Genomic DNA, 15,607 nt, shown 5'->3' on the forward strand with positions numbered 1-15,607 from the left:
TTCGCCGCCCCCATGGACTTCACCGAAGAACTGCTGCCCGGCGCTTGGCTTGTGAAGCTGCGCCGCATCGACGATGCCCGAGGCCATTTCGTCAAGACCTATGCCCGCTCGGTGTTTGAGCAAGCGGGGGTGGTGATCGAACACGCCGAGTCGTTCTATTCGCTCTCAAACCGCAACGTGATCCGGGGCATGCATTTCCAAGTGCCGCCGCGCGATCACGCCAAGCTGGTGTACTGCCCAGCCGGGGCCCTGTTGGATGTTTTGCTGGATCTGCGCCCCGGCCCGGGTTTTGGACGCTCGGCTCGGGTGGTGCTGAGTGCCGAAGAGCCTCGTTTGGTGTTGCTGCCCCCGGGCATCGCCCACGGTTTTCGGGCCCTGCAAGACGGCACCGTGGCGGTCTATCACACCAGCACCGAGCACAGCCCGGCCCATGACCAAGGCGTGCGCTGGGACAGTTTTGGCATGGATTGGGGCTTGGGCGATGCCCCCGCCATCGTCTCGGCCCGCGACCAAGCTCACCCAAGCCTGCGCGATTTCGCCAGCCCGTTTTGACCTTTTCCGAATTTGCCCGGCACACCATGAAGCTCTTCGTCACCGGCGGGACCGGCTTTGTCGGCTCGCATGTTCTCCAGCAAGCCTTGGCCGCAGGGCACGAAGTCATCGCCCTGCGCCGTCCCGGCAGCCAAACACGCATCCCCCTCGACACTGAACCCACATGGCTTGACGGTGCCCTCGACGGCGATCACCGTGAGGCCCTGCGCGGTGTGGATGTTTGGGTGCATCTGGCCTCCCATACCCCCAACCCGCCCTACGCGCCGCTGGACGCCTGCCTGTACTGGAACGTCTACGCCCCCATCAAGCTGGCGCAACAAGCCTTGCAAGCCGGGGTGGGTCGCTTCATCGTCGCGGGCAGTTGTTTTGAATACGGCCGGGCGGCCGAAGGTATGGATGAGATCCGCACCGACACGCCCTTGGCACCCACCCTGTCCTACCCCAGCTCCAAGGCGGCCGCTTCCCAAGCCTTTGCCGGCTTTGCCCGCGAGCATGGTGTGCAGTTGAAGCTGCTGCGCATCTTTCAGGTCTACGGCGAAGGTGAACAAGCCAGCCGACTTTGGCCCAGCTTGCGTCTGGCTGCCCGCAGCGGCGCTGATTTCCCGATGAGTGCGGGTGAGCAAGTGCGTGATTTCGTCGATGTGGTCGATGTGGCGCGGCAATTCATCCGCCATCTCGATTTCGACGCCCACCCCAGTCCCAAGGGTGAACCCTCCATCCACCACATCGCCAGCGGCCACCCTCAAACCCTGCTGGCTTTTGCCCAGCATTGGTGGGCCCACTGGGGCGCCACCGGCAAGATCTTGCCGGGTGCCATGCCTTACCGAAAGCACGAAATCATGCGTTTGGTGCCGCACCTTGATCCCGACACGCTCCACGACCATGCCTAAGATCAGCGTCATCCTGCCGACATTCAATCGCATCGATTACCTGCCCCAAGCGCTAGAAAGCATCTTGGCGCAGCAGGACGCTGATTTTGAAATCATCGTTTCCGACAATGCGTCCACCGACGGGACCGAAGCGTACATGCAGCGATATGCCGCTGATCCCCGCATACGCTACTCACGCAACACCGGCAACATCGGCATGGTCGGCAACTGGCGCAAAGCTATTTTTGAGCTGGCGCAGACCGAATGGTTTCTGCTGATGTCGGACGACGACTATTTCACCGACCCAACGTACCTGCGCGATGCCTCAGCCCTGATCGACGCTCATCAACCCACCTTTGTCTATGCCGGCGGTGAAGTCCTCGACACCGTCACGGGCGTGGCGACCCGCATGACCCCGCCCTTCGACGGGGTGGTGGATGGCAAACAGGTTTTTGCCTCACGCGGCACCGTGGCACCGCAGGACATCATCCTGTGCAACATGCTTTTCCGGCGCAGCGATGCACGCCGTTTGGGCTTTTTGCTCAATGAGCACAACCTCAGCACCGACTCGGAGCTGTATCTCAAGCTCGCCGTGGAAGGTCCTGTGGGCGTGATCCCTCGGCCGGTGTGCGTCTACCGCTGGCACCCGGGCAATTTGATCAAAACCGTGCATGAGTCGCCCAAGTTGCTGCGCGGCAACCTTGAATTTTTGGTTTTGCCCTACGCCCACGCCAAACAGCTCGGTGTCGATCAAGCCACGTTGACGGCTTATCGCCAGAACGTTCAGTTGCCGCAACAAATCGAGCACACCCTCAAACGTTTGCAGCAGACCGACGAAGCGCTTTACCAAGAGTGCCTCGCGTTTGCTGAACGCCATGTGCCCGAATTCATGGCCAAGATGCGCCGGCGCTTACGCCTCAAACAGATCCATCGTCGCCTGCGATCGTGGCTCGGCTTGCAGCGCGCCCAGCCATGAAACCCCGCATCGCCGTTGTCGGTGGCGGCTGGGCGGGGCTGGCGGCAGCGGTGGCAGCGGTGCAGCGCGGGGCGCAAGTCAGCCTGTTCGAGATGGCCCCCACCTTGGGCGGCCGGGCGCGCAGCACGGCGCCCAAACACCCCGGTGCCCCGGCGCTCGACAACGGCCAGCACATCTTGATCGGGGCCTACAGCGCCACCCTTGACTTGATGCGGACGGTGGGCGTGGACCCAGAACAGGTGCTGCTGCGCCGCCCGTTGAGTCTGGTCAACGCCCACGGCCAAGGTCTGCGCTTGCCCCAAGGCCCGGCCCTGATCGCACTCACCCGAGGGGTGCTAAGCCATCCCGCTTGGACGGGGCCCGAGCGTTTGGCCTTGCTGGCCCGGTCGGGCGTTTGGGCGCTGCGCGGTTTTCGTTGCGACCCGCGCTTGAGCGTGACGGAGCTCTGCCGTGGCATGGCCCCGGCGCTGCGGCGCGATCTGATTGATCCCTTATGCGTGGCGGCGCTCAACACACCGGCCGATCAAGCCAGCGCGGAGGTGTTTTTGCGCGTGCTGCGTGACGCGCTCTTTTCAGGGCCGGGTGCCGCCGATTTGCTGCTGCCCAAAGCGCCGCTGGCGGAACTGCTGCCCCATCCGGCGCAGCGCTGGTTGAAGCAACACGGCGCAACGATCACTTTGGGGCAGCGCGTCGAGGCCTTGAGTGCCGCCGACGCACCAGGCGCTGACGGCATCATCTTGGCGTGCTCAGCCCTCGAAGCCGCCCGACTGACCCAAGACATCGCGCCCACGTGGTCCCGAGAAGCAGCGGCCTTCGGCTACGAGCCAATCGTCACGGTCAATCTGCAAGCCCACGGTCTTGACGGCCGCCCGCTGAACCTGGCCGCACCGATGGTGCAACTGCCCGAGCACACCGAAGCGCAGCCCAACCCGGCGCAGTTCGTGTTCGATCAAGGCCAGATCCAAGGACAACCGGGGCGGTTCAGCTTCGTGATCAGCGGCGCAGCGCCTTGGGTGGAACGCGGCCAAGCCGCAACGCTGGCGGCGATTCAAGCTCAAGCCGAGGCCCTGTGGCCCGGCGGCGCCAGCTTGGTGGTCGAGAGCTATGTCGCTGAAAAACGCGCCACCTTCCGCTGCACACCGGGCCTGCATCGCCCCGCCGCACGCCCCGACCCGCGTCTGAGCCCGCGCTTGGTCGTCGCAGGCGATTACATTGAAGGGCCTTATCCGGCAACCTTGGAAGGTGCGGTGCGCAGCGGTCAAGCCGCCGCCCACGCCTTGGTTTAAGCAAAGGATTTTTATGTTGTCCCACCGCACTGGCATGGTCTTGATGGCTTGGCTGATCACTGTATGGATCGCTTTGCTCAGCGGCTGTGGGGGTGGATCAGGGGGCAGCAATGGCAGTGGTGGCGGCAATGGTGGCAACAACGGCGGCACGTCCAGCGCCGCACCCGCCAAGCTCTACGTGCTCAACGCCGGCAGCCGTTCCATCTCGGTGATCGACACCACCACCCAAAGCGTGGCGCAGACGATCACGCTCGCCGGGGTGCCCAACGCCATCGCCGTGGACGACCCCGCCGAGCGCGCCTATGTGACCACCAGCGACAGCGCCAGCGGCGTGCATGCGCTGGTGAGTCTCGATACCCGCAACCATGCCACCCTCGGCACCCTGCCCCTTAGCGCGGCGCCCGGCGGCGTGGCCATCGATCCGGGGCGCCATCAGGTGTATGTGGCCACGGGCAACAACGTGGTGGTGCTGGCGGGCAGTCCGCTGACGGTCCAGGCGACGATCAACGTGGGGGCGACTTGGTCGGCACTGGCGCTGGACCCATTGCAGCAGCGGCTCTACGGGGTCTCCGGGGTCTCCGGGGTCTCCGGGGTCTCCGGGGTCTCCGGGGTCGGTTCGGTGATGGTGATCGACACCAGCACGCGGGCAGTGATCGGTAGCGTGACCGGCCTGTCGGCGGCCGTGGTGACGGCCTTGGCCACCGATCCGGCCGCCGGGCAGGTCTACGCCAACGCCTACACCAGCAACCAAATCTTGGTGATCGACGCCGCCAGTCTGAGCGTGCGCAGCAGCGCCCCGGTCGGCGCCATGCCCACCGGCCTGACGATCAATCCGACGGACAACCGGATCTACGTCTCGAACGCATTCTCGAACACCATCTCGGCCCTGAGCCCGGAAGCTTCGGTGCTGGCGACCTTGCCCGGTCGTGCCGGCTTTTTTGCCAATCCGGCTGGGCTGGCGGTGGAGACGACCACACAGCGGCTCTATGTCGCCAACCAGAACGTCAACACGGTCAGCGTCTATGACACGCTCAACCCCGGTTCACCGATCGCCGACGTGACGGTGGGCATTGGACCGATGGCGGTGGCCCGGGTGGCCGCTGGCGAAGCGGCGCCGAGCTATCCCACCGCGCCCGGCCTGGGCGTGCGCTGGATGGTGCAGACCCCCACCGCCGCCAGCGGCGATCTGCTCTCGGTCACGACCGATGCCAGCCGCTTCGTCGCCGTGGGGCGCGGCGGCCTGATCCGCACGTCCGCCGACGGCGAGGTCTGGACCCCTCAAACCAGCGGCACGACGCAGGATCTCAACCAGGTGGCTTGGCTGAACGGCCAGTTCATCGCGGTCGGCCAAGCTGGCACGTTGCTCAGCTCGCCCGACGGTTTGAGCTGGACAGCTCGCAGCAGTGGCGTGGCGGTGGCGCTCAACGGTCTGACTTGGGGCGCCGGCAGCTACTGGGTGGTCGGCCAGGGCGGCACGCTGCTGAGTTCGACCGACGGGCAGATCTGGACCGCCCGCACCTTGGGCAGCGCCGATCTGCTGGCGATCGCCATCGACCCGGCCAGCGGCCGCATGGTCGCCACCGGCGCTGCGGCCACAGTGCTGAGCTCAGCCGACAGCGGTGCGACTTGGGGCGGGGCCTCGACCAACGCCTACATCGCCGCCACCCGCAATCCGGGCACAGCCAGCGCCCAGCCGGCCCGACTCGACGCGGTGGTCTGGACCGGCAGCCAGTTCGTCGCCTCGGGTGGACTGGCGGACCCGTTGTCCGGTCTGGCTTGGAGCGTGGTGATGCGCTCAGCCGATGCGCAAACATGGACGGCAGTGGCCAACGGCGCCAGCTACGGCGGTGGGCGACTCTCGTGGGTCAACGGGCAACTGCTGCAAGCGGTACCGGAGATGAACGGCTTTCGCAGCTCGGCCGATGCCGTGACCTGGAGCTATCGCAACAACCACCCGGTGCTGTTGCAGGCGCAGGACTTCAAGCCGGTCCAAGTCGCCTATGCGAAAGGCCTGTACGTGGCGGTCGGGCCGCTGCAAGGGCCGAATCTGGGAGCAGCTGCGCCGACGCTTGGCATGGGCGCGCCCTTCTGTGTTGGCACCTCGCTGGACGGGCTGGACTGGGTGCACAGCGCGCCGGGCTCGGCAAAGATCCGCAGCTCGGTGGCCTTCGACGGCCAGCGTTTTGTCAGCCGGGTCCAGACCTACGACCTGGATTGGTCGGCCGATGGCGCGACCGACCTGGTGCGCTCACCCCTCGGCTTGGTCAACCCGACGATGGTGACGGCCGGAACCGGCAGCGGTGGCATCGTCCGCTTCCTCAACGGACGCTATGTGATGCCCGACAACCAAGGGCGCATCGCCAGCTCGACCGACGGGGTGCACTGGAGCGAGTCCTTCGTGCCGGGGCTGTCGGTCAACGGCCAGATGACCAGCGTGACGTGGGGCAAGGGGCTCTACGTGGCTGTGGGGCAGTACGCCACCATCGCGACCTCACCGGATGCGGTGACTTGGACGGTGGTCAACCGCCTGCCGGGCACGCTCACCAACAACGTGTTCCTGAACGAGGTGGTCTTTCTCAACGGCCGCTTCCTGACGGTGGGCCAAGGCGGCTTGCTGATGAGCTCCAGCGACGGCATCACCTGGGCCACCAGCCATCCGCAAGCCCCCAACGTCAACACCAGTCTCAACACCCTGACGATGAACAGCTCGCCGCACCAGCCGAACGATTTCCGCAGCATCAGTGAGGGCAACGGGGTGCTGGTGATCGCCGGGCTCAACTCGTCGCCCAACACCCAGGCCGGTGCGGGTTATCTGAACTTCTACCCGGCGCTGCTGGTCTCTGTCGATGGCGGATCGACTTGGACTGAGCGAGCCGATTCGCCCGAAGGGTTGAAGGATGGTCTGTCGATTCCCGGTGTGGTGGGCTACGAGCGGGTGCTCTTTGGCGGCGGGCGCTTCCACTTGATGGCGAAGAACCGCTCTCCCAGCTTGGGCGGCGTGGTACTGAGCTCGGCCGACGGCCTGCGCTGGGCCGACCACACACCACCCGGCATCGCCACCTTGGCTTACGACTTCAACGACATTGCCTTCGGCAACAACCGGCTGATGGTGGTGGGCGGTAGCAGCAACGGCGGGCTGGTGCTCACCAGCCCGTGAACCCGTGAACGACTCGCGTCAGGATCAGGCCGCGAAGTTGGCTTCAGCAAACGCCCAGTTGGCCAGCGAGGTCAAGAAGGTCTCGACGAACTTCGGGCGCATGTTGCGGTAGTCGATGTAGTAGGCGTGTTCCCAGACGTCGATGCACAGCAGCGCCTTGTCGGCGGTGGTCAGCGGGGTGCCCGCAGCACCCATGTTGACGATATCGACCGAGCCGTCGGCCTTCTTCACCAGCCACGTCCAGCCCGAACCGAAGTTGCCCACCGCCGAAGCTTGGAAGGCCTTCTTGAAGTCGTCGAACGAACCCCACTTGGCGTTGATGGCGTCAGCCAAAGCGCCGCTCGGAGCACCGCCACCGTTGGGCGTGAGGCAGTTCCAGAAGAAGGTGTGGTTCCAGACTTGGGCCGAGTTGTTGTACACGCCGCCCGCAGAGGTTTTGATGATGTCTTCGAGGGACGCGTTCTCGAAAGCCGTGCCCTTGATCAAGTTGTTCAAGTTGGTGACATAGGCCTGATGGTGCTTGGCGTAGTGATATTCGAAGGTTTCCTTCGACATGTGGGGGGCCAAGGCATCGGTGGCAAAGGGCAGAGCAGGCAGTTGGTGTTCCATGAAAACTCCTTGAGGATGTGGAAAGGATGGGATCAGTGTGAGCGGGCGATTGTAGGCAGCCTCAGGCCGATGCACCGGGCAGCGCGGCGGTCACCACAGCCTCGATCCGGCCATCGCTCAAGACCACGCTGAACGCATCACCCACCGATAAAGCCGCCGTGGTGCTGATCGGCTGACCTGCGCCGTCGCGCACCCAAGCGTAACCCCGCGCCAACACATGGGCCGAATCAAGCGCCGCCAGCCGGGCCTGCAAGACATCGAGACGGGCGCTTCGACGGGTTTGCTGTTGCCGCACCGCCTCGACCAGCCGCCGCGCTAAGCGGTCCAGCCTTTGCTGCTGCCGCTGTAAGCCATCGCCCGGGCGCGCCAAACGCAGTTGCAGCCGATCCAGCCGCTGCTCATCACGTTCCAAACGGCGCTGCACCCGGCCCTGCGCTTGGCGCGCCAAAGCGGCCAAGACCGCGAGCGCATCGGCACGTGCCACCGCCACCATCTCAGCAGCAGCGGTGGGCGTGGGTGCGCGCACATCGGCGGCAAAGTCGGCCAAGGTGATGTCGGTTTCATGGCCCACACCGCACACCACGGGAATGGGTGAAGCCGCGATGGCCCGCACCACCCGCTCGTCGTTGAAGGCCCACAGGTCTTCCATCGAGCCCCCGCCCCGGCAAACGATCAAGGTGTCGATGACGGTGTCGGGATCGGCATTGCGCCCGGCTTCGCGGATCGCCTGCGCCAGCAGAGGCGGTGCCTCCACGCCTTGAACCGGCGCGGGGTAGATCAAGACTTCGACATGCGGCGCACGCCGCTGCAAGGCCGTGACCACATCGTGCAGCGCCGCTGCCGCCAGCGAGGTCACCACGCCGATACGCCGTGGGTAGGCGTTGATGGCCCGCTTGCGCGCGGCATCGAACAAACCTTCCAGCGCCAGCCGTGCTTTGAGCTGCTCAAACTGCGCCATCAAGGTGCCCGCACCCGCTTGGCGCATCGCTTCAACGATGAACTGCAATTCCCCGCGCGGCTCAAACACCGCCACCCGGCCCCAGATCTCGACGTGCTGGCCTTCTTGGGGATAAAAATCCAGCCCGCTGGCGGCGCGGCGGAACATCGCACAGCGCAAACTGGCTGCGCCGTCGCTGGATTTGAGCGTGAAGTAGCTGTGGCCACTGGCGGCACGGGTGAACTGCCCCAGCTCGCCTTGCACCGTGACGGCACCAAATTGATCACCGAGCGTCTCGGCAATCGCCCGCACCAAGGCGCTGACATCCCACATTGCTTGCATGTGCCTCATGAAAGAGCAACCTAATTAAATACCAATAACAACAAGGACTTAGAGTGCAAATACCCAGCTTGTCAACACACTTATCCACAGGAAACGGGGATGAAATAGGCAAAGATTCAACCCTATCCACAATGCGTCACCCCCTGTGGATAACTTGAGAACCCAGCCCTTGCGCGACGAATCCATACACAAGCCTTGCAGGAACCCCAGCCCTTGCAGCGATAATCCGCGCGGCTGACTGTGGCCTAGCTAGGCCCATGACAGTCCGAAGCTGGACCCATCACCTCCGGGGGAAACGTTGTTTTCGATCATACAAGCGGCCGGTTGGCCGATCTGGCCCTTGATTTTGTGTTCGATCACCGCCTTGGCGCTGGTCATTGACCGATTCATGAGTCTACGCACGGTGCGTGTGGCACCGCCACGCCTGCTCGACGAAGTGCTCAATCTGAGTCGCAACGGCTTGCCGTCTGACGATGTCATCACCAAGCTGGCGCAGAGCTCTGTGCTCGGCGGTGTTTTGGCCTCAGGCCTGAACGCCGCGCAAGCCGATCCACGTTTGCACGAAACAGGCTTGCGCAACGCGCTTGAAGCCGGGGGGCGTGCTGCCGTGCATCAACTTGAGCGCAACCTCAACACCTTGGGCACCATCGCCTCGGCCGCGCCGCTGCTGGGCCTGCTGGGCACGGTGGTCGGGATGATTGAGATCTTTGGTTCGCAATCGCCCGCAGGCGGCACCAACCCGGAACTCCTCGCCCACGGCATTTCGGTGGCGCTCTACAACACCGCGTTCGGTCTGATCATCGCGATCCCTTCGTTGATGTTCTACCGCTACTTCCGTGGCCGAATTGATGCCTACGTGCTGGATCTGGAACAAGCCAGCGAGCGCTTGATCCCGACCTTGCTGCGTAACTTGCATCGGCACTGATAAGGACCGACTCTCATGGCCTTGAATTTCAGGCATCGGCGCAGCGAAGAGCCCGAGATCAACCTGATCCCGTTCATCGACGTGCTGCTGGTGGTGCTGATCTTTTTGATGCTGTCCACCACCTACACGCGCTTCAACGAGTTGAAGGTCACGCTGCCCATGGCCGACACCCAAAAGGTCAAGCAAACGCCGCATGAAATCACCGTCAGCATCGCTTCAGATGGCCGCTTCAGCGTCAATGGTCGCTTGACCGAGGGCGCCAGCGTCGAAGTCATGACCGCCGCCTTGATCGCTGCCGCAGAAGGCCAGCTCGAAAGCCCGGTGGTGATTTCAGCCGATGCGCTCGCCACCCATCAAAGCGTGGTCACGGTGATGGACGCTGCCCGGCGGGCGGAGCTCTTGCACCTGACCTTTGCCACCCAAGGCTCGCGCACCGGCGCGTCAGCACGCTGAGCGTGCGATCTGCGCGCAGCATGTGGTGAAAACCACCCTCGGAGCCCGCATCGAAGCAAGCTGGCGCACCGGCGGTGCCTTGCAGTGGAGCCTGCGGCCGGCCGCCTTGCTGTTCAGCACCTTGGTGGCCACACGCCGGACCTTGTACCGCTGGGGCTGGCTGGCCAGCCAAAATCTGCCGGTACCGGTGGTGGTGATCGGCAACCGCGTGGTGGGCGGCGCCGGCAAAACGCCGCTCACCATCGCGCTTGTGGAAGCCCTGCGTGCTGAGGGTTGGCACCCCGGCGTCATTTCACGCGGCCATGGCCGGCGCAACGCGTCCAGCGTCTTGGCGGTCCAGCCGCAAAGCCGCGCCGAAAACGTGGGCGATGAGCCCTTGTTGATTCAGCGCCGCACCCACGTGCCCCTGTGGGTGGGTCGAAACCGGGTCGAGGCCGGCCAAGCGCTGCTGCAAGCCCATCCCGAAGTGGATGTCTTGCTGTGCGACGACGGTCTTCAGCACCTTCCCCTGCGACGCAATGTCGAGATCGTGGTCTTTGACGAGCGCGGCGCGGGCAACGGTTGGCTGCTACCGGCCGGCCCCTTGCGCGAGCCGATCCGCGTGCACAGTGACGTGCCGCAGCTGGTGTTCTACAACGCCGCACACCGCAGCACCGACTTGCAAGGGCCTTGCGGCGAGCGCCAATTGGATCGCCTGCTGAGCTTGGCGGACTGGTGGCAAGGCGGCAGCGACTCCCCCGATCCGCTGGCCGAACTGATCCAACGACCCGTGCTGGCTTGTGCCGGCATCGGTCAGCCCGAGCGTTTCTTCGAGGCCCTGCGCCAACGCGGTTTGGCGCACTTGCAGACGCTGGCCTTGCCGGATCATCACGATTTCCAGACCGCCCCTTGGCCCTGGCCAGCGGACACCCCCGATGTCATCGTCACGGAAAAAGACGCTGTCAAGATCGACCCGGCCCGGCTGGCCCAAGACTGCCCCGGCCTGCGATTGTGGGTCGCCCCCTTGACCCTTAAGCTACCCCCGGCCTTCATCAAGAGCGTGATGGCCTCCCTCTAGGATTACGCCATGGATAACCGACTGATCGCCCTGCTGGTCTGCCCCTTGTGCAAGAGTGCTTTGCGGCTGGATCACGACCACCAAGAACTCATCTGCGCCGCCGATCGGCTGGCCTTTCCAATCCGCAACGGCATGGCCGTGATGCTCCCGAGCGAAGCGCGCGAAATTGAAGCGGGCACCACGGACGTCATGCCCCTGAACCCATGAGCTACACCATCGTCATTCCCGCCCGGCTGGCCTCAACCCGGCTGCCGCGCAAGCCTTTGGCCGATATCGAAGGCGCTCCCATGGTGGTGCGGGTGGCGCAGCGCTGCCGACGCACCACCGCGCGCACCGTGGTGGTGGCCGCTGACAGCCCCGAGATCTTGGCCGTTTGCCAAGCCCACGGCGTCAGCGCACTTCTGACACGGCGTGACCACGCCACCGGCAGCGACCGGCTGGCCGAGGCGTGCTCGCTGCTGGGCTTGGGGGATCAAGACCACGTGATCAACGTCCAAGGTGACGAGCCCTTCATCGAGCCCGACTTGGTCGAAGCCTGCGCCCGGCTGCTGATCACGCATCCCGAATGCGTCATGAGCACCGCTGCGCACCCCATCGACTCGGTGGAAGAGTGGCTCAATCCCAACGTCGTCAAGGTGGTGACCGACCGACTCGGCAAGGCGCTTTACTTCTCACGCGCGCCCATCCCTTGGTGGCGCGACGGCTACTTGGCCGAGCCCGGCGGCTACGCCCAACTGCCCAACCCGGCGCCGCTGCGGCATGTGGGTTTGTACGGCTACACGGCGGGCTTTTTGCGGCGCTTTCCGACCCTGCCGGTGAGCCCGCACGAGCAAACCGAATCGCTGGAACAGCTGCGCGTGCTCTGGCACGGCGAGCGCATCGCGGTGCACGTCAGCAGCCAGCGTCCCGGCCCCGGCGTCGATACCCCCGAGGACTTGGAGCGGGTGCGCCAAATGGCACGGGAAAGGCCCCATCTTTGGGACTGATCTGGGAGGAAATACCACCCTGCTGCGTCAGTTTCAAGGCAGGCATAGCGTGGTATTCTCGCCCGCGTTTTTTTGTATTTTCTGTATTCCCGCACGGGCGCAAGGCACGGGTTCTGGGTCGATGAGGCTGATGACGCCGCAGCCGTGACGCCATCAAAAACACCGAGGAGATCCATGAAACTGATCCTGTTGGGCGCCCCCGGCGCCGGTAAAGGCACCCAAGCCACCTTCATCTGCCAAAAGTACGGCATTCCGCAAATTTCGACCGGCGACATGTTGCGCGCCGCCGTCAAGGCGGGCACCCCACTGGGCGTGGCCGCCAAGAAGGTGATGGACGCGGGCGGTTTGGTCAGCGATGACCTGATCATCGGTCTGGTCAAGGAACGCATTGCACAAGCCGACTGCGCCAACGGCTTCTTGTTCGACGGCTTCCCCCGCACGATTCCGCAAGCCGACGCCATGAAGGCCGCCGGTGTCAACCTCGACTTGGTGCTCGAAATCGACGTGCCCTTTGAGGCCATCATTGAGCGCATGAGCGGCCGGCGCTCGCACCCGGCTTCGGGCCGCACCTATCACGTCACGTTCAATCCGCCCAAGGTGGCCGGCAAAGACGACGTGAGCGGCGAAGATCTGGTGCAACGCGACGACGACAAGGAAGAAACCGTCAAAAAGCGTTTGGACGTCTACCAAAGCCAAACACGCCCCTTGGTCGATTACTACTCGGCGTGGGCCGCCACCGGTGATGCTGCTGCGCCGCGCTACGCCAAGATCCACGGTCTGGGCACGGTCGAAGAAATCACCGCGCGCGCCTTGGTGGCGTTGGGTTGATCGCACTGGGTTAAATCCGTTCAAGGAACCACGCTCATGGACATCGCCGGCAAGGTTTTCATCGTCACCGGAGCTGCCTCCGGTTTGGGCGAAGGCACGGCCCGCATGCTGGCCCGTGAGGGTGGCACCGTGATCGTGGCCGATCTGCAAGATCGGGGCGAACAGGTGGCCGCTGAGATCGGTGGCGCCTTCGTGCGCTGCAACGTGGCCTTGGAAGACGATGGTCGCGCCGTTGTCGCCAAGGCCACCGCCTTGGGCAAGTTGATGGGGTTGGTGAACTGCGCGGGCATCGCCCCAGCGGCCAAAACCGTCGGCAAAAACGGCGCGCACGCGCTGGAGCTGTTCAGCAAGACGATCAGCGTCAACTTGATCGGCAGCTTCAACATGATTCGCCTCGCCGCAGAAGCGATGGCCCAGAATGCGCCGGAAGCCACCGGCGAGCGCGGCGTGTTGATCAACACCGCCAGCGTCGCGGCCTATGACGGCCAAATCGGCCAAGCGGCCTACGCCGCCAGCAAAGGCGGCATCGTCGGCATGACCTTGCCGATTGCGCGCGACTTGGCGCGTGACGGCATCCGCTGCATGACCATCGCCCCCGGCATCTTCGGCACACCGATGCTTTTTGGCATGCCCCAAGAGGTGCAAGACGCCCTCGCCGCTGGCGTGCCCTTCCCCAGCCGTCTGGGTCGGCCCGAGGATTACGCCAAGCTGGTGCAGCAGATCATCACCAACGAGATGCTCAACGGCGAAGTGATCCGCCTTGACGGCGCGATTCGCTTGGCACCGCGCTGATTCTTTCCTTCAGGCCGCTAGACTTGCGGCCGTGATTCCACCCGCCTTCCTCCAAGATCTCCTCAGCCGCACCGACATCGTTTCGGTGGTCGGACGCACGGTGCAGCTCAAAAAAGCCGGCATCAACTACAAGGGCCTGTGCCCCTTCCACGGCGAAAAATCGCCCAGCTTTGTCGTCAGCCCCACGCGCCAGACCTACCACTGCTTCGGCTGCGGGGTCCACGGCAACGCGGTGGGTTTTTTGATGGAACAAAGCGGCTTGGGCTTCATCGACGCCGTCAAGGATCTGGCCCGCGAAGTGGGCATGAACGTGCCTGAAGAAGAAAGCTCGCCCGCTGAACGCGCCCGCGCCGCCGAAGAAAAAAGCCGCCGCATCACCCTGACCGAGGTCATGAGCCGCGCCGGCGACCATTACCGGGCCGAGCTCAAGGCCAGCCCACGGGCCATCGCCTACCTCAAAGGCCGGGGGTTGTCGGGCGAGATCGCCGCGCGCTTCGGTTTGGGCTACGCCCCCGCTGGGCCGCACAGTTTGGCCAGCGCTTTTGGGCAATACGACGATCCGCTGCTGATCGAAGCCGGGCTGGTGATTCACCGCAACGAAGAGGGCGAGGACGGTCGGCGCTACGACCGTTTCCGCGACCGGATCATGTTCCCGATCCGCAACGTGCAAGGCGAAACCATCGGCTTTGGCGGTCGGGTGCTCGACCGGGGCGAACCCAAGTACCTCAACTCGCCCGAAACCCCGCTGTTCGTCAAAGGCCGCGAACTTTACGGCTTGTTTGAAGCCCGCAGCGCCCTGCGCGAGCACGGCCACGTGCTGGTCACCGAGGGCTACATGGATGTGGTCGCCTTGGCGCAACTGGGCTTTGCCAACGCCGTGGCCACGCTGGGCACAGCCTGCACCGCCGACCACGTCGCCAAGCTGTGCCGGTTCACCGATCAAGTGGTGTTCAGCTTCGACGGCGACGCCGCCGGCCGCCGCGCCGCCGTGCGCGCCATGGAAGCCGCCCTGCCCCACGCCCAAGACACGCGCAGCTTCAAGTTCCTCTTCCTGCCCACCGAGCACGATCCCGATTCCTTCGTCCGCACCGAAGGGGCTGATGCCTTTCGCGAGCGCGTCGCCGCTGCCGTGCCCTTGTCGCTGCAAATGATCGAGGTCGCCTCGGCCGACTGCGACTTGGCCAGCGTCGAAGGCCGCGCCCGCCTGATCGCCCAGGCTGAGCCGCTGTGGCGCGCCCTGCCCGAAGGCGTGCTGCGCTTGCAAATGGTGGCCGAATTCGCCCGCAGCGCCCGCATGGAAACAAGTGACTTGGGCCAACGCTGGGGCACCGAAAAACCGCAGCGCACCAAGTCGCGCTCAGCGCCCTACGACGGCACGCACGCCGCGCGCCCCCCGCTGCCCATGCCAATGTCCCGGGGCAGCATGGGCGGCAGACAGCCCCTGATCGCCCGCCGCCCCGAAGACCGCGCCGCCACCCTGCTGCTCCAAGCCAGCCACTGGTGGAGCGACCTCAGCGACGCCGATCACACCCTGCTGTGCGAACTGCCCGACTGGCACGGCGAGCTGTTCCGCTGGCTCGACCAATGGCTGATGCACGACGACCCCGCCCCCTGGTCCATCCTGCAAACCCACCTCCAAGACCAACCCTGGGCATCGTCAGCCCTCCCCTTGGTCGAAGCCGCCCTGCGCGACGGCATCCCCCCCATGCAAGAAGACCTCCCGCCCACGCTTCAGCAAATAAGACGCGGGGATTTGTTCAAGTTGCCGGGGCGGGGGTGAGTGCATGAGTGCAGGGGTCATGTTTGACACACAAGAGGTGCATGCACGGATGCACTCA

15 protein-coding genes are annotated in these 15,607 nt (G+C 64.7%); 13 read left to right on the forward strand and 2 right to left on the reverse strand.

Annotated elements, in window-relative coordinates; genetic code table 11:
• Nucleotides 1–12: 12 nt before the first annotated feature.
• The 5 genes from AB3X39_RS01975 to AB3X39_RS01995 are packed head-to-tail and all read left to right on the forward strand — an operon-like array spanning nucleotide 13 to nucleotide 6,840.
• Nucleotides 13–552: a dTDP-4-dehydrorhamnose 3,5-epimerase family protein gene (locus tag AB3X39_RS01975; protein ID WP_369415676.1), complete on the forward strand. Its 540-nt coding sequence runs from the start codon at nucleotides 13–15 to the stop codon at nucleotides 550–552.
• Nucleotides 553–578: 26 nt separating this feature from the next.
• Nucleotides 579–1,442 (forward strand): NAD-dependent epimerase/dehydratase family protein, encoded by an 864-nt coding sequence (locus tag AB3X39_RS01980; protein WP_369415677.1) that lies wholly within the window; start codon nucleotides 579–581, stop codon nucleotides 1,440–1,442.
• On the forward strand, nucleotides 1,435–2,397 hold the full coding sequence (locus tag AB3X39_RS01985; protein WP_369415678.1) for a glycosyltransferase family 2 protein: 963 nt from the start codon (nucleotides 1,435–1,437) through the stop codon (nucleotides 2,395–2,397). The genes AB3X39_RS01980 and AB3X39_RS01985 overlap by 8 nt, the downstream gene beginning before the upstream one ends.
• Nucleotides 2,394–3,683, forward strand: a complete 1,290-nt coding sequence (gene hpnE / locus AB3X39_RS01990; RefSeq protein WP_369415679.1) for a hydroxysqualene dehydroxylase HpnE — start codon at nucleotides 2,394–2,396, stop codon at nucleotides 3,681–3,683. The genes AB3X39_RS01985 and hpnE overlap by 4 nt, the downstream gene beginning before the upstream one ends.
• Nucleotides 3,684–3,699: 16 nt before the next feature.
• Nucleotides 3,700–6,840: a hypothetical protein gene (locus AB3X39_RS01995; protein WP_369415680.1), complete on the forward strand. Its 3,141-nt coding sequence runs from the start codon at nucleotides 3,700–3,702 to the stop codon at nucleotides 6,838–6,840.
• Between the two features lie 24 nt (nucleotides 6,841–6,864).
• On the opposite strand, the gene AB3X39_RS02000 is transcribed toward AB3X39_RS01995, so the two are convergent.
• Complete coding sequence (locus AB3X39_RS02000; protein WP_369415681.1) at nucleotides 6,865–7,449, reverse strand: Fe-Mn family superoxide dismutase; 585 nt, start codon at nucleotides 7,447–7,449, stop codon at nucleotides 6,865–6,867.
• Nucleotides 7,450–7,510: 61 nt separating this feature from the next.
• A complete protein-coding gene (gene xseA / locus AB3X39_RS02005) occupies nucleotides 7,511–8,728 on the reverse strand; it encodes an exodeoxyribonuclease VII large subunit (protein ID WP_369415682.1) in 1,218 nt (405 codons plus the stop codon).
• A gap of 298 nt (nucleotides 8,729–9,026) precedes the next feature.
• Here xseA and AB3X39_RS02010 point away from each other — a divergent pair, with 298 nt between their 5' ends.
• The 8 genes from AB3X39_RS02010 to dnaG all read left to right on the forward strand — a co-directional run bounded on the left by AB3X39_RS02010 (nucleotide 9,027) and on the right by dnaG (nucleotide 15,549).
• The gene (locus AB3X39_RS02010) at nucleotides 9,027–9,653 is read left to right on the forward strand and encodes a MotA/TolQ/ExbB proton channel family protein (protein WP_369415683.1); all 627 of its coding nucleotides are present in this window, start codon (nucleotides 9,027–9,029) and stop codon (nucleotides 9,651–9,653) included.
• Between the two features lie 21 nt (nucleotides 9,654–9,674).
• The gene (locus AB3X39_RS02015; RefSeq protein ID WP_369415777.1) at nucleotides 9,675–10,106 is read left to right on the forward strand and encodes an ExbD/TolR family protein; all 432 of its coding nucleotides are present in this window, start codon (nucleotides 9,675–9,677) and stop codon (nucleotides 10,104–10,106) included.
• Nucleotides 10,066–11,163, forward strand: a complete 1,098-nt coding sequence (gene lpxK, locus AB3X39_RS02020) for a tetraacyldisaccharide 4'-kinase (protein WP_369415684.1) — start codon at nucleotides 10,066–10,068, stop codon at nucleotides 11,161–11,163. Before AB3X39_RS02015 ends, lpxK begins: the two co-directional genes overlap by 41 nt.
• A gap of 9 nt (nucleotides 11,164–11,172) precedes the next feature.
• Nucleotides 11,173–11,370, forward strand: a complete 198-nt coding sequence (locus AB3X39_RS02025) for a Trm112 family protein (RefSeq protein WP_369415685.1) — start codon at nucleotides 11,173–11,175, stop codon at nucleotides 11,368–11,370.
• Nucleotides 11,367–12,149 (forward strand): 3-deoxy-manno-octulosonate cytidylyltransferase, encoded by a 783-nt coding sequence (gene kdsB, locus AB3X39_RS02030; protein WP_369415686.1) that lies wholly within the window; start codon nucleotides 11,367–11,369, stop codon nucleotides 12,147–12,149. The genes AB3X39_RS02025 and kdsB overlap by 4 nt, the downstream gene beginning before the upstream one ends.
• A gap of 174 nt (nucleotides 12,150–12,323) precedes the next feature.
• Nucleotides 12,324–12,977, forward strand: a complete 654-nt coding sequence (adk, locus tag AB3X39_RS02035) for an adenylate kinase (RefSeq protein WP_369415687.1) — start codon at nucleotides 12,324–12,326, stop codon at nucleotides 12,975–12,977.
• 36 nt (nucleotides 12,978–13,013) lie between these two features.
• Nucleotides 13,014–13,769: a 3-hydroxyacyl-CoA dehydrogenase gene (locus AB3X39_RS02040; protein ID WP_369415688.1), complete on the forward strand. Its 756-nt coding sequence runs from the start codon at nucleotides 13,014–13,016 to the stop codon at nucleotides 13,767–13,769.
• A 31-nt stretch (nucleotides 13,770–13,800) separates the two neighbouring features.
• A complete protein-coding gene (gene dnaG / locus AB3X39_RS02045; protein ID WP_369415689.1) occupies nucleotides 13,801–15,549 on the forward strand; it encodes a DNA primase in 1,749 nt (582 codons plus the stop codon).
• Nucleotides 15,550–15,607 lie beyond the last annotated feature (58 nt).

Origin of the sequence: Leptothrix ochracea (assembly GCF_041083635.1) — a bacterium.
In the GTDB taxonomy this organism is placed as follows: Bacteria; Pseudomonadota; Gammaproteobacteria; order Burkholderiales; family Burkholderiaceae_C; genus Sphaerotilus; species Sphaerotilus ochraceus.